This window comes from uncultured Mucilaginibacter sp., assembly GCF_903893715.1.
GTDB lineage: Bacteria > Bacteroidota > Bacteroidia > Sphingobacteriales > Sphingobacteriaceae > Mucilaginibacter.
This window is the reverse complement of sequence record NZ_CAITNG010000082.1, coordinates 1-14,403: the sequence shown is the minus strand read 5'-3', so window position 1 is coordinate 14,403 and position 14,403 is coordinate 1. Positions and strand designations below refer to the sequence as shown.

The 14,403-nt window shown below is 43.3% G+C and carries 16 protein-coding genes; 8 read left to right on the top strand and 8 right to left on the bottom strand.

Annotated elements, in window-relative coordinates:
- Positions 1-15: 15 nt before the first annotated feature.
- Together QZX97_RS09785 and pdxH are read right to left on the bottom strand one after the other, a co-directional pair.
- Positions 16-513: an NADH-quinone oxidoreductase subunit C gene (locus QZX97_RS09785; RefSeq protein ID WP_295652209.1), complete on the bottom strand. Its 498-nt coding sequence runs from the start codon at positions 511-513 to the stop codon at positions 16-18.
- Positions 510-1,157 carry a pyridoxamine 5'-phosphate oxidase gene (gene pdxH, locus QZX97_RS09780; RefSeq protein ID WP_295652208.1) on the bottom strand — a complete coding sequence of 216 codons (648 nt, stop codon included), beginning with the start codon at positions 1,155-1,157 and terminating at the stop codon, positions 510-512. Before pdxH ends, QZX97_RS09785 begins: the two co-directional genes overlap by 4 nt.
- A 203-nt stretch (positions 1,158-1,360) precedes the next feature.
- On the opposite strand from pdxH, the gene QZX97_RS09775 reads away from it, so the two are divergent.
- Positions 1,361-1,924: a YqgE/AlgH family protein gene (locus tag QZX97_RS09775; protein WP_295652206.1), complete on the top strand. Its 564-nt coding sequence runs from the start codon at positions 1,361-1,363 to the stop codon at positions 1,922-1,924.
- 333 nt (positions 1,925-2,257) lie between these two features.
- Positions 2,258-3,028: a TIM barrel protein gene (locus QZX97_RS09770; RefSeq protein ID WP_295652204.1), complete on the top strand. Its 771-nt coding sequence runs from the start codon at positions 2,258-2,260 to the stop codon at positions 3,026-3,028.
- On the opposite strand, the gene QZX97_RS09765 is transcribed toward QZX97_RS09770, so the two are convergent.
- Positions 3,025-3,996 (bottom strand): ion channel, encoded by a 972-nt coding sequence (locus tag QZX97_RS09765; RefSeq protein WP_295652202.1) that lies wholly within the window; start codon positions 3,994-3,996, stop codon positions 3,025-3,027. The genes QZX97_RS09770 and QZX97_RS09765 overlap by 4 nt on opposite strands.
- A 233-nt stretch (positions 3,997-4,229) precedes the next feature.
- Between QZX97_RS09765 and trpD the strand changes: the two genes are divergently transcribed.
- The 4 genes from trpD (at position 4,230) to trpA (ending at position 7,889) form a co-directional block, all read left to right on the top strand.
- On the top strand, positions 4,230-5,219 hold the full coding sequence (gene trpD, locus QZX97_RS09760) for an anthranilate phosphoribosyltransferase (RefSeq protein ID WP_295652201.1): 990 nt from the start codon (positions 4,230-4,232) through the stop codon (positions 5,217-5,219).
- Complete coding sequence (locus QZX97_RS09755; protein WP_295652199.1) at positions 5,216-5,830, top strand: phosphoribosylanthranilate isomerase; 615 nt, start codon at positions 5,216-5,218, stop codon at positions 5,828-5,830. Before trpD ends, QZX97_RS09755 begins: the two co-directional genes overlap by 4 nt.
- Positions 5,827-7,008 (top strand): tryptophan synthase subunit beta, encoded by a 1,182-nt coding sequence (gene trpB / locus QZX97_RS09750; RefSeq protein WP_295652197.1) that lies wholly within the window; start codon positions 5,827-5,829, stop codon positions 7,006-7,008. The genes QZX97_RS09755 and trpB overlap by 4 nt, the downstream gene beginning before the upstream one ends.
- Before the next feature lie 110 nt (positions 7,009-7,118).
- Positions 7,119-7,889: a tryptophan synthase subunit alpha gene (gene trpA, locus QZX97_RS09745; protein ID WP_295664608.1), complete on the top strand. Its 771-nt coding sequence runs from the start codon at positions 7,119-7,121 to the stop codon at positions 7,887-7,889.
- Between the two features lie 24 nt (positions 7,890-7,913).
- On the opposite strand, the gene QZX97_RS09740 is transcribed toward trpA, so the two are convergent.
- From QZX97_RS09740 to QZX97_RS09730, 3 genes are all read right to left on the bottom strand, one after another.
- Positions 7,914-8,336, bottom strand: a complete 423-nt coding sequence (locus QZX97_RS09740; RefSeq protein ID WP_295652194.1) for a secondary thiamine-phosphate synthase enzyme YjbQ — start codon at positions 8,334-8,336, stop codon at positions 7,914-7,916.
- Positions 8,337-8,419: 83 nt separating this feature from the next.
- Positions 8,420-9,043, bottom strand: coding sequence for an SH3 domain-containing protein (locus tag QZX97_RS09735; RefSeq protein ID WP_295664607.1), 624 nt, complete (start codon positions 9,041-9,043; stop codon positions 8,420-8,422).
- Positions 9,044-9,215: 172 nt separating this feature from the next.
- Positions 9,216-10,610 (bottom strand): arginine decarboxylase, encoded by a 1,395-nt coding sequence (locus QZX97_RS09730; RefSeq protein WP_295652189.1) that lies wholly within the window; start codon positions 10,608-10,610, stop codon positions 9,216-9,218.
- Positions 10,611-10,769: 159 nt separating this feature from the next.
- Here QZX97_RS09730 and argS point away from each other — a divergent pair, with 159 nt between their 5' ends.
- Positions 10,770-12,539: an arginine--tRNA ligase gene (gene argS, locus QZX97_RS09725; protein ID WP_295652187.1), complete on the top strand. Its 1,770-nt coding sequence runs from the start codon at positions 10,770-10,772 to the stop codon at positions 12,537-12,539.
- A gap of 83 nt (positions 12,540-12,622) precedes the next feature.
- Here the strand turns inward: argS and QZX97_RS09720 are convergent, their stop codons facing one another.
- Positions 12,623-12,919 (bottom strand): hypothetical protein, encoded by a 297-nt coding sequence (locus QZX97_RS09720; protein ID WP_295652185.1) that lies wholly within the window; start codon positions 12,917-12,919, stop codon positions 12,623-12,625.
- 55 nt (positions 12,920-12,974) lie between these two features.
- Complete coding sequence (locus tag QZX97_RS09715) at positions 12,975-13,874, bottom strand: 3-hydroxybutyryl-CoA dehydrogenase (RefSeq protein WP_363152278.1); 900 nt, start codon at positions 13,872-13,874, stop codon at positions 12,975-12,977.
- A gap of 340 nt (positions 13,875-14,214) precedes the next feature.
- Here QZX97_RS09715 and QZX97_RS09710 point away from each other — a divergent pair.
- The coding region (locus QZX97_RS09710; RefSeq protein WP_295664606.1) for a carboxypeptidase-like regulatory domain-containing protein at positions 14,215-14,403 on the top strand (189 nt) is incomplete at its 3' end.

The following is a 14,403-nucleotide window of genomic DNA, read 5'->3' as shown; positions in this document are numbered from 1 at the left end:
CCTCTCATATATAAATCAATTAATCTTTATCCCCTTATACTCTTCAGCGGCAACATAATCTTTCCGCAACGGAAAGCCTTCCCAGTCGTCAGGAAGGAGGATGCGGCGCATGTCGGGGTGGTTGGTGAAGAAGATGCCGAGCATATCGTAGGCTTCGCGTTCGTGCCAGTCGGCGGCCTTGTACACGGCGGCAATGCTGGGGAAGGCGGGCAGGTTTGTTAGGGAGCGGTCGTTAGTCACGCTCACTTTAAGTACCAATTGCAGATTGTAGGGGATGGAGGCCAGGTGGTAAACCACGCCAAAGCCGCCATCCTCGGCACCATAATCTACACCGGATAGGTTAGAGAGGAAATCGAAATATGTTTCGGGGTTATCGCGCAGTTCGAGGCATACCTCAGCAATACTTTCGGGCGCTATGATGAGGGCGCTTTGCAGGCCCGTGGTTTCTTCGCCCAAAATAATTTCGGGGCTAAACTTTTGGGTCAATAATGCTTTGATTTGGGCAAAGGTCATGGGGCCAGTCTAACTATTTTCCAGCTGCTCTTATCGGCGCGTTTGTAAACAATACGGTCGTGCAGGCGGCTGGTGCCGCCTTGCCAAAACTCAATAATGGTTGGCTTTACTATATAACCACCCCAATGCGCGGGTTTAGGTACGGCGCTATCGGCATAAACGGCTTCAAGGTCGTTCCATTTTTTCTCTAATGCTTCGCGGCCGTCAATCTCCTGGCTTTGCGGTGATACGATAGCGCCTATCTGGCTGCCTTTGGGGCGGGTGGCAAAATAGCGTTCAGACTCTTCGCGGCTCACTTTTTCGACAGTTCCCTCGATAGATACCTGGCGTTCCAGTTCGGGCCAGAAGAATAGAAGGGCAGCCAAAGGGTTTTTTGCCAGTTCTTTTCCCTTGCGGCTCAGGTAATTGGTATAAAACACAAAACCGTTGGTGCTGAAATCCTTCAATAAAACAATACGTGCCGTTGGGCGTCCATTGGTTCCGGCGGTAGCCAAAGTCATGGTGTTGGCGGTATACTTATTTTTCTCGAGGGCTTCCTTAAACCATTTCTCGAATTGTTTAATGGGGTCCTTGTTTACATCTTTTTCTAAAAGCGTATCAGCCGTGAACTCTGTCCTTAGGTTGTTTATGATCTTACTATCCATGTTTTGCAAAATTAAACATCTGTGGCGTCTTATTCTGTGATTTGTGTCAGATTTAGGAAAAATAAAAAACTATAGGGTAATTTCATCTGTTTTACATGTAACCTACGTATATTTATAGAGTCTGATGGATTAGTGGATGTGCAAATGTGCAGATAAGTAAATGTGCAAATGGCGTTTAAAGCCTTAATAGAATTTATTAAAAAATGCTGAGTTCAACACTGCCTGATACCGGAAGATTGCTTATATCGGAACCATTTATGATGGATCCGAATTTCAGGCGTTCGGTTATCCTTATTACCGAGTACTCCACCGCAGGGGTGATCGGTTTTGTGTTGAACCACTTTAGCGACCTGATGCTGAGCGATATTATCTCGGAAGTAAGTTATGCCGAGATGCCCTTGTTTAGGGGCGGGCCGGTGGGTAACGATACCATGCATTTTATACACCGCTGCCCCGAAAAGATTGAAGGCGGCGTACCCATTGGTAACGGCATATACTGGGGCGGCGATTTTGAACAGGTAACCGATCTGGTGAACACTTACCAATTGACCAATAACGAGATCAAGTTTTTTATAGGATACTCCGGCTGGAGCGATGGCCAGTTGGACGATGAACTGAACGAAGATACCTGGATAGTGGCAGATAAATTTAACCCCGATATCCTGTTTAACCATAACGAGGAAGGCCTGTGGAAGGATGTGGTACGGAGCTTGGGAAACCGGTACGCGCACATCGCTAATTTTCCGGAAAATCCTGCTTTAAATTAGGAATTTCGTATATTTGTGTGACCGCTGATTGGTTTTGATTTGTGTGATGACGCTGATTTAATGATTTAAAAAAACACCCATACATACCCATGTTTTTTAAATATCGAACACCGAATAACCAATATCGAACGATGAAGTCGACTTCGATATTGGTTATTCAAAATTCATTATTCGATATTTTGGGGATACCCATATAGCCCCCTCTAAATCTCCCCCTGTTGGGGAGACTTAAAGAAAAAGGGAAATCATTTGCACATAAGCACATTTGTAATTTGCACATTTAAATAAAATATACCCATAAATACCCCCCCCCCCCCCCAAAAAAAAAAACCTGTGCCGTTAAAAGGAAATATTAATCACTCTGTTTGCCGTTGGTGCTACCAGGATATACCCCTGGAGCAATTGTGCATTGAAGCCAAACGCATCGGCATAACCGGCATAGACCTGATTGGCCCGAACGAATGGCCGGTGTTGAAGAAACATGGCCTGTATTCGCCGATGTGTAACGGGGCAGAGATTAGTTTGACGGAAGGATTTAATGATAAGCGATATCATAAGGCTTTGTTTGAGAATTATAGTAAGAAGATACCAGTAGTTGCCGAAGCGGGTTATACTAACTTGATCTGCTTTAGCGGTAACCGTAATGGGATTGACGATGAAACGGGCCTGGCCAATTGTATAGAGGGTCTAAAGCCGCTGATACCCATTGCCGAAAAATACGGGGTGGTATTGGTGATGGAGTTGTTGAACACCCGTGTGGACCATCCGGATTACCATTGCAACAAAACACCCTGGGGCGTGGAGCTGGCCAAACGCATGGCTTCGGAAAACTTTAAGTTGCTGTACGATATTTATCATATGCAGGTAGAGGAGGGGGACATTATCGCAACCATCAACCAAAACCACCAGTACTTTGCCCATTACCATACCGGCGGCGTGCCGGGCCGTAACGAGATCGACGAAACGCAGGAACTATATTACCCCGCCATTATGCAGGCCATCAAAAACACCGGCTTTAAAGGTTTTGTGGCACAGGAATTTATTCCGAAAGGGGAAAACGCGATGGCATCGTTGGAAAAGGCTGTTCTGTTGTGTGATGTTTAGTTCAGTTGTTTAACTGAAACCGGCAGTTCGACCTTTTCATACGCGCTGATTTGGCTAAGGTCGAGCACAATGGCCCCTGATTCATCACGGTCGAATGCGGGTTTAAACCTGGCACCCCAGACGATCTCATCGTATTGATAAGAGGTGCGCGAGTGCACGGTTTGCGAAAAGGTATCGTCGAAAGCCTTGATCAATACAGCGAAAGTGGCCTCGGCTTTTACCAGATCAGCGTGGCTTACGTCTTTTAAGGGGCTTTTATCATCAATAGGATGTACAACTGTCCAGTTGAGGCTTAACAGGCTAACCCGTTTGCGTTCCAGCTCCAGCTGTAAAAACCGCCGAATGGGTTTGCCGTCAACTTCTTCGAGGTAAGACAGGTTTACTTCAACCTGCAGGTCGATGAGGGTACTGCGGCGCTGGTTGGCCAGACGGAACATAAAAGCCTGCTGCCCGTCGAGATAAGGTGCCACCAGCATATTTTTGCTGTAGCTGATACGTGCCGAGGGTCGCGAAAAGCGCCCGTACAACAATCCGGTTGCCAGGGCAAAAGCGAGTAAGCCAATCATCGACTCGATAGCCGAAACCGTGCTCGACATCATGCCCGAAGGGTACATGTGCCCGTAACCTACTGTTGAGAGCGTTTGGGCCGAGAAAAAGAAGGCTTCCCAGAAGTGTTGCCAAAAGGTGTTGCCGTCGGCACCCGCAAGGGAATCGACACCGATGGCCATGTAGATGGAGGCAAAAATTAGGTTTAGGGTAAAATAACAGGTAAAAACCAGCAGCCAGAATTTGGTCCAGCTGATGGTGATGAGTGTATGGTAATTGTTGCTGGTATCAAAAAAGGGCAAGCCTTTGCGTTTCACATTTACCGAGCCATCCTGATTGAGCAAGCGCTGGTTTTTTGTAACCGCCTTGGTGCCAAAGCCAAGGTCGTTTTCGGGATTGAACTTTTGTTTTTTGAAACCCATTGGGATTAAATATAGGTAAATTATCGACGTAAATTTAAGGGATACTTGCATTATGAAAAAACAATTTCCATATTTGCTGCACAAATGAGAAAAACAGGCTTAAATAACAATTGGTGGTGGCTTAACGATTAATCGTAAGGCATCCCTGTGTTTAAACCATAAATATATTGTAAAGGGTTGCCAATGGCAGCCCTTTTTTATTTAACCGAATTGGAGTAACAGCTTTTAAAGCAATGAAACAGATACTAAACCATTTATTTGAACATAAAACCTTTAGCAAGGCCGAGTCGAAAAACATACTCACCAATATTGCACAGGGTAAATACAATAACTCGCAAATGGCAGCTTTTATGACGGCCTATTGTATGCGTAACATCACCGTTGATGAATTGGAAGGCTTCCGTGATGCCATGCTGGAGCTATGCCTGCCGGTCGAATTGCCATCAGATGAGCTGATAGACCTTTGCGGTACCGGCGGTGATGGTAAGGACACATTCAATATATCAACACTGGCATCGTTTGTGGTTGCCGGGGCGGGATATAAGGTCGCTAAACATGGTAATTATGGCGTGTCGTCGGGTTGTGGTTCGTCTAATGTGATGGAATATTTGGGATATAAATTCACTGCCGAAATAGGCACCCTCAAAAAAAACCTGGATGAGGCTAACATCTGCTTTTTGCATGCGCCCCTGTTCCACCCGGCAATGAAGACGGTAGCGCCAATACGCAGGGAATTGGGCGTAAAGACATTTTTTAATATGTTGGGACCACTGGTTAATCCCGCCAGGCCAAAAAACCAGATTGTAGGTGTGTTTAGTTTAGAACTGGCGAGGGTATATGCTTACCTATACCAAAAATCGGCAAAGAACTATACCATATTGCACGCTTTGGAAGGTTATGATGAAGTGTCGCTCACCTGCGACTTTAAAACCTTCAGCAAAAGCGGGGAGAAGATAAATTCGATTACCGACCTGGGTTTTGAGAAGCTGAACCCCAAAGAAATAGCAGGAGGGAGCACCGTACCTGAATCGGCAGATATATTTATCAGCGTTTTGGTTGGCGAGGCAACCACTGCTCAAACTAATGTGGTATTGTGTAATGCCGCATTGGCCATACAAACACTACAACCTAACAAAAGTTTTGGGGATTGTTTTTACGAGGCCGAAGACTCGTTGTTGAGCAAAAAGGCGCTGATTAGTTTTAAAACGTTGATAGAAGGATGAAAATAAAGGTCTGCGGTTTAAAGGGTACGGTCAATATTGACGATGTAGCAGGTTTGGCACCTGACTTTATGGGCTTTATCTGTTATGACCGCTCGCCAAGGTTTATCGCGGATTTGGTCCCAGATGTTTTGAAAGATGTTCATGAAGCCATTATCAAGACAGGGGTTTTTGTAAATGAAACAGAAGAGAATGTTAGGAAAGCGATTGACCGTTTTGGGTTTGACGCGATACAGTTGCATGGAAACGAAAGCCCAACATTTTGCGCGGAGTTTAAAGGAGAAGTCATCGTGATAAAAGCTTTTGGCGTGGATGACGGTTTTGACTTTAGTCAGTTGATAAGGTATAAAAACGTGGTCGACTATTTTATGTTCGATACAAAAACTGATAAGCATGGAGGCTCAGGTCAAACGTTTAACTGGAAGATTTTGGATCGGTATACGTTAAAAGTTCCTTTCTTTTTGAGCGGGGGATTGAGCCTGGATAACCTGGCCGACATCAAACAAATACAACACCCGGCCTTTTACGCGGTTGATTTGAACAGCCGTTTTGAAACTGCACCCGGGCTAAAAGATATTAACCGCCTTAACGAGGCATTTGAACTACTAAGATGAAATACGGAGTAAACGATTTAGGTTATTACGGAGATTTTGGCGGGGCGTACATTCCCGAAATGTTATACCCCAATATTGAGGAACTGCGCCAGCAATATATGGCTATTACCAATGATAAGGCCTTTAAAGACGAGTTTGAATCGCTTTTGAAGGATTATGTTGGCAGACCTTCGCCATTGTATTTGGCCAAACGTTTTTCGGAGCGTTACGGTGCCAATATCTTTTTTAAACGTGAGGACCTGAACCATACCGGCTCGCATAAAATAAATAACGCCATCGGGCAGATTTTACTGGCCATCAGGCTGGGTAAAAAGCGCATCATTGCGGAAACAGGCGCAGGGCAGCATGGTGTGGCTACGGCTACGGTATGCGCTTTAAAAGGTATTGAGTGTGTAGTTTATATGGGCGAGGTGGATATTGAACGACAAGCCCCCAATGTGGCCCGTATGAAGATGCTTGGAGCAACTGTAGTACCTGCAACATCAGGCAGTAAAACCTTGAAGGATGCGACAAATGAGGCTATGCGCGACTGGATAAATAACCCGGTGGATACGCATTATATCATAGGATCGGTGGTAGGGCCGTACCCATATCCCGATATGGTGGCACGTTTTCAATCCATTATATCCGAAGAAGCCAAAAAGCAACTGACCGAACATACCGGAAAGCAACTCCCTGACTATGTAATGGCCTGCGTTGGTGGAGGCAGTAATGCTATGGGTATGTTCTACCACTTTTTAGATGATGAATCTGTAAAGCTGGTTGCTGTTGAGGCGGCTGGCAAGGGTGTTGATACAGGTCATTCTGCAGCTACAACAGCGCTTGGTCGCGAAGGTGTGTTACATGGCAGCCGTACTATTTTGATGCAGACTGACGATGGGCAGGTAGTTGAACCTTATTCCATTTCTGCAGGATTGGATTACCCGGGTATTGGCCCGCAACACGCGCACCTGCACAAAATACACCGAGCCGAGTATGTGAGCATTACCGATGACGAAGCCTTACAGGCGGGCTTGTTATGCTCGCAACTGGAAGGCATTATCCCGGCTATTGAAACGGCGCATGCATTAGCATATTTGGAGAAAATGAGCTTTAAGAAGGATGATAATGTGATTATATGCCTTTCGGGACGTGGGGATAAGGATTTGACGACGTATATTAACTATTTTGGATTTTGATTTAGTTCATTGGCCATTGGTTCATTAGTCATTGGTCTAAAGCATAAAGAAGAAAAAGAATTGAATTGCGGTGAACTAATGACACCAATGAACTAATGACAAATGAACTAATGAACAGATTACAAACTTTATTCGCAAGCGGCAAAAAAGACCTGCTATCCATATACTACACAGCGGGTTATCCAAGCTTGGGCAGTACGCTTGATATTGCCGAGGCTTTGGAAAAAGCCGGTGCCGATTTCCTGGAGATAGGTTTCCCGTACTCTGACCCGGTAGCAGATGGGCCAACCATCCAACATAGCTTGCAAACTGCTTTGGATAACGGTATGGACCTTCATGTGTTATTCGGGCAATTGGCTGACCTGCGTAAGCGGGTAAGTATCCCCATTATCCTGATGGGCTACGTTAACCCGGTAATCCAGTATGGCGTGGCTCAATTCTGTAAAAAAGCAGCGGAAGTTGGTGTTGATGGGTTGATTATTCCCGACCTGCCGATGTACGAATATGAGACTTTGTATAAAAAAGACCTTGCGGATAACAACCTGAGCAACATCATACTGGTAACCCCACAAACCTCCGACGAACGCATCCGTAAGATAGATGAACTGAGCGATTGTTTTATTTATCTGTTGTCTTCAGCCTCTATCACCGGTAACAGCCTTAAAATGAGCGATGGCTTGGATACGTACTTTAAACGCATTGAAGATATGCGATTGAAGAACCCGACCATTGTCGGTTTTGGCATCGCTGACAGGACATCGTATCAAAAGGCTTGTCAGTACAACCGTGGCGCTATTGTGGGTAGTGCTTTTGTAAAGTTTTTGGGGGAGAATGAGGATTATTTGAATAAAATCGGAGAGTTTATCGGGAGATTTAAATAAATACAGGCTAGGCTGTATAGTTTTTTACTCGCCCCAAACCGTGATAACCAAATTCCTGTTGCCACCATAATTGCGGTGCTCGCATAAGTAAATGCCTTGCCAGGTGCCTAAAGCCAACCGCCCATTGCGAATAGGTATGGTTACCGAACTGCCCAGCATAGCAGCTTTTAAGTGTGCAGGCATGTCATCGGGGCCTTCGTCGTCGTGGCAATATTCCGGGTCGTTTTCGGGAACGGTTTTGTTGAAGTACATTTCAAAATCCTGACGAACGGTTGGGTCGGCATTCTCATTGATGGTCAATGATGCAGATGTATGTTGAATGAAGACCTGGCAGATACCAATGTTTATCTCGTTGATTTGAGGCAAGGTATGAATAACCTCAGCAGTAATGATGTGAAAGCCTCTTTTGCGTTCGCGAAGTTGTATAGTTTGCTGGTAGATTTTCATCGCAGTTTAACAAGGCATATGCTGGTTTGTTGGTTAAACATCAACAAAGACGACAAATATACGTTTACAGGCGCCGCCGTAAATTAATCCTGCCACGAAGTTAGTTTACCATTGGTAAAATAATAAAATTCAGTTTTTGCTCCACTATGTTCATAAACCCATTGCTCGCTGGTACTATATGAATTTACAGTACGGTTTATATGAGTTGGGACACCTATAGACTCACTAACCATTTCTTTTGTCATACCTAATTGAACCACATGGTTAACCAACATTTTTGCCAATTTATATCCGTATTTTTTAGTCAATTCGGTCATTCTGATTTTAGCCTCACGGATATCATTCAAAGAGTCGGCTGTAGCTTGTTTAGCCGCAATAATATTATTCTCTTTAATCTTTTTATATTGTAATTCGTTTAACGAATCCAAAAAAGCATTATATCTACGTTGGACGCTATCATGTTTTATATAATTAGGTGCCAAATAACCCGTAAATGAGTCTTTATATACGATTTTCCAATATCCGCTTTCCATTCCGTAAACAGTTATCGTATCGCCAGGCATTAATGTAATTTTGGGCGGATTGTCAAATGAAGGTGTGCCCCTTACTGGCGACGGCATACTAATAATACTTTTTTGAGAAAAGCCGACTTGAGCCAAGCACACGATACTTGAGAATGAAAACAATAGAGTAAACAATAGTCTCATGGTTATTTTTTAATAATAAAAGACTAATAACTACCATTTGAATTAAAGGGCATTTCACTGATAGGCTTTAGTTATCTCAAAACTATTCATAAAAAAAAACGAAAGATATATCGCGCAGAGATTGCTTCGTGCCTTACAGCAATGACGCTAATTATTAGGCTAAGGTTGAGACCTATGTTGTATAGCCCAGTATCTTCAACACCTGCTTACTGTTCTGCTCCTCGCCGAACACCTCAAAATTGAAGGTCTCATCGCGGTTGCGGCGGATGATAACGTGTTTAGGCGATGGCAACAGGCAATGATGTATGCCGCCGTAGCCGCTTAATACTTCCTGATAAGCACCGGTATGGAAGAAGGCGAGGTATTGCACTTTACGCGTTTTTGGCATAAATACACTATTCATGTGGGCTTCCTGGTTGTAGTAATCCTGTCCGTCGCAAGTTATCCCGCCAAGGTTAACACGCTCGTATTCAGCATCCCAATTGTTAATGGGCAGTAAAACATATTTCTGGTTCAAAGCCCAAACATCAGGCAAGTTGGTAATGAACGAGCCATCCAGCATCAGCCAGCGTTCGCGGTCATTTTGTTGCTTGCGGCCCAGTACTTTATAAATAATGCCCGAAGCTTCGGCAACGGTGTATTTACCAAATTCGGTAATGATATCCGGTTCGATCACATCGTGTTCGGCACAAATCTCTTTGATACGGCTCACAATTTCGTTCACCATGTATTCGTAATCAAAATCGAACACCAGCGAATCTTTAAAAGGCATACCGCCGCCGATGTCCAAAGTGTCGAGATCGGGGTTTATCTTTTTTAGCTTGCAATACAGGGTAACGTATTTCTCCAGTTCGTTCCAGTAGTAAGGCGTGTCGGATATCCCGGAGTTGATGAAAAAGTGTAGAAGCTTTAATTTAAAGTTGGGGTTCTTCTCAATTTTATTGTAGTAGAAGTCAACAATATCTTCCATGCGGATGCCCAAACGCGAGGTGTAAAATTGCGAATCAGGTTGCTCTTCAGCTGCGATACGGATGCCGAGGTTACATGGGGTATCCATTTCCACTTCGTCATCGTAAATATTAAACTCCTCTTTGTTATCCAATACAGGGATGATGTTTTTAAAACCATCATGCAGCATATCGATGATATAGGTTTTGTATTGGAAGGTTTTAAAACCGTTGCATATAACGGTCATATCCTTGTTCAATAAACCTTTTTTTTCCAAAGCATCAATCATAGGCATATCAAATGCCGATGATGTCTCCAAGTGAATATCGTTCTTTAGGGCTTCTTCAACAATGTGCTTAAAGTGTGAGCTTTTGGTGCAGTAACAGTATTTATAGCTGCCGCGATAATTATTTTTTACAATGGCCTGCTGAAACAGCAGTTTGGCCTGTTGTATTTTTTTAGAAATAATGGGCAGGTACGTAAAACGCAGGGGCGTACCATACGTTTCTATCATTTCCATTAAGTTAAGGTCATGAAAATAAAGTTCATCATCATACACCTCAAAACCTTCTTGCGGGAAACCCACGCTCAGGTCAATAAATTCTTCGTAGCTCTGCATCTATTGTTAATAAAAAATTTGCGCAAAAATGTAATTTTTAAATGGAAATAATCCTAATAATTAACAGATTTTTAATGTACTGAATGTAATTTGTTTAAGACTGGATTTTAGATGAACATTATTACTGGCAGCTATCGCCATTTTGATTAATTTTGCCCGATGAATTTTATAGTTGATGCGGCCGTAAAAGCCGTTAAAGCATTATACCAAGCCGATATTGCCGCCGCCGATGTAAACCTGCAGCAAACCCGTAAAGAGTTTGAAGGGCAGGTTACCATAGTTACTTTTCCTTTCGTGAAATTTTCGCGCAAATCGCCGGAGCAAACAGGGCAGGAGATAGGCGCTTTTATCCAAAACGAAGTAGCTGAAGTTTCGGGATTTAACGTCATCAAAGGTTTTTTGAATATCGTGATTACTGATGCTTACTGGATAAAACAACTGTACACCGAAATAGCTTCGTCTGGTTTTGGCCACTTTGCGCCGAACGGGCAGAAGGTGATGGTGGAATATTCATCGCCAAATACTAACAAACCTTTGCATTTGGGCCATATCCGTAACAACCTGTTGGGTTATTCGGTAGCCGAGATATTGAAAGCCAATGGTTACGAAGTTATCAAAGCCAATTTGGTGAACGATAGGGGTATCCACATCTGTAAATCGATGCTGGCATGGCAAAAATTCGGGCATGGCGAAACGCCGGAGTCGTCAACATTAAAAGGTGACCACCTTGTCGGGAAATATTATGTTGTTTTTGATCAGGAATACAAAAAAGAGATAGCCGAATTAGTGGCTCAAGGCCAAACCGAGGTCGAAGCCAAAAAGAATGCGCCCTTAATTATCGAAGCCCAGCAAATGCTCGAAAAGTGGGAGGCGGGCGATAAAGAAGTTATTGACCTTTGGGAAACCATGAACAGTTGGGTATATGCTGGGTTTGCTGAGACCTATAAACAACTGGGCGTTGACTTTGACCAGTATTATTACGAATCTAAAACCTACCTGCTGGGCAAGGATATTATTGAGGAAGGCTTACAAAAAGGCGTTTTCTATAAAAAATATGATGGCTCGGTTTGGATAGATTTGACTGCCGATGGTTTGGATGAGAAGTTAGTACTTCGCGCTAACGGTACATCGGTTTATATGACCCAGGATGTAGGCACCGCTCAGTTAAAGTACGACCAATACCATGCTGATAAATCGATATACGTGGTAGGTAACGAACAGGACTATCACTTTAAGGTATTGTTCCTCATCCTGCAAAAGCTGGGCAAAAGCTGGGCGAATGGTTTATACCACCTGTCTTACGGCATGGTGGACCTGCCATCAGGTAAAATGAAAAGCCGGGAAGGTACTGTAGTTGATGCCGACGACCTGATGGCCGAGATGGAGCAGACAGCAAAAATACAAACCGAAGCCCTGGGCAAAACAGCCGACTTTAGTGAAACAGACAAGAATCAATTATACCATATGATTGGTATGGGCGCTTTAAAGTACTTCCTACTAAAAGTTGAACCTAAAAAGCGTTTGCTGTTCGACCCGAATGAGTCGATAGATTTTCAGGGGCATACCGGGCCCTTTATACAATATACGCATGCGCGCATCCGGTCGGTACTGAAACGTTCTGGCTTTGAATTAAACGGGCAAGCAGCTACGGTTACCGAATTGGCCGATGTAGAGTTGGAATTGGTTTTGTCACTTAATCAATTCCCCGAAACAATTGCTCAGGCTGCAAAAGATTATAGTCCAGCTATTATCGCCAACTATGTATACGAGCTGGCCAAAACCTACAATAAATTTTATCACGAAAAATCTATCCTGCAAGCCGAGGACGAGCAGAGCAAACAATTCAGGCTAACGCTTTCTGCCGCAACCGCTAAAATTATCAATAAAAGCATGCGTTTATTGGGGATAGATGTACCGGAGCGCATGTAAAAGGGAGTAGCAGTATGTAGTTGCAGTAACAATAAATAGAAAAAAACCTACTGCTACTGCAACTTGAAACTGCCACTAAAATATTATCTCCAGTGCCCGCGTTCCCAGGCATAACCACGTGGCGTATTGTTCCAGTGGCCCGGGATCCATTCATGCCCTTCGCGACGGTGCTCATAGTGACCACGTAAGTATACATAGTTGCCACCGCGCCATTCCCATTCTCCTCCGATCCATATGGCATCGTCATAAGGTGCCACGGGGCGTTCGTAAACAGGTTCAACAGGACGCTCACGCACCCAATATCCGCCCTGAACAGTACATGATGTAAATAATGAGCCTGCCAACAAAATCATCAGGCCAAATTTTGCTATCGTTTTCATAATGTTAATCATTTTTTAGCTATATAACTATATGACAAACCATAATGAAAAAAGTTTATTTTACCTTTTTAAACTTGGCTGCAACAACCAGTTCCTTGGTACCATTGCTATAATCGTAAAAACCCGATCCCGATTTGACACCTTTACTGCCCGCAGTAACCATATTGACCAATAGCGGGCATGGCGCATATTTTTGGTTACCAAAACCATCATATAGCACATGCATTATGGCCAGACAAACATCCAAGCCTATAAAATCGGCCAATTGCAGCGGGCCCATAGGGTGGGCCATACCTAATTTCATTACGGTATCAATTTCATCAACACCGGCCACACCTTCATACAGTGTATATATAGCTTCGTTTATCATAGGCATTAAAATGCGGTTGGCCACAAAGCCAGGATAATCGTTCACCTCAACAGGTGCTTTCTCCAGCTTACGCGATAGGTCCATAATGGTTTCTGTAACTGCATCGCTGGTGGCATAGCCACGTATTACCTCAACCAGTTTCATTACCGGCACCGGGTTCATAAAGTGCATACCAATTACTTTATCGGGACGGGCGGTTACCGAAGCAATCTTAGTGATGGAGATAGATGATGTATTTGATGCTAAAATAGCGGTGGCAGGAGAGTGCTCATCAACTTCCTTAAATATTTTAAGTTTCAGGTCAATATTCTCGGTAGCTGCCTCAACTACCAAATCTGCATTAGTAACTGCCGACTTTATATCGGTATGTGTTGTAATGTTTTTTAGTGTCGATATTTTAACAGCTTCACTTATTATGCCTTTACTGAGTTGCCTGTCAAGATTTTTTTCGATGGTAAGCAACGCTTTCTCTAAAGCCTGTGAATTTACATCTACAAGGTTTACATTATACCCATTTTGCGCGAAGGTATGGGCTATACCATTGCCCATAGTTCCGGAGCCAATTACTGTGACGTTTTTTATCATAACAAGTTTATAAGTTGAGGATGTCCTGATGCTAAGGTCAACAATTTTTTCATCCGAAAATAAAAGTATTTGGCTTTTTGACGGGAGGTGTTTTTCATGCTAATACTTTAATTGATGTTCAACAATGTTTACAGAATGAACTATAAATTTAGGTTTATGTATTATAGTCTATTACTATATGTTATAATTAAAATAGCTAAGGTTGTACCGTCATTGTTTTGTCATAAAAAAGGTGTAAGTTGAATTGCAGGCGCTTTTTAAACAATTTGATAAAAAAATAGACTTAAAAAGCATAATTTTCAATTCTAATTCATTTTATCACTCAAATTAATTTCAAAACATGAAGAAAAATTTACTCTCCCTTCTTCTTATGAGCCTTGTAACACTTAGTGTGTTTGCTCAAAGCAGAAAAATTACGGGTACTGTAATCGGCGCCGACGATGGACAGCCCATTCCCGGTGTTTCCGTAAAGGTGGCCGGAAGCAATGTTGGTACTCAAACCAAAGTTGATGGAAAGTTTGCGATTACT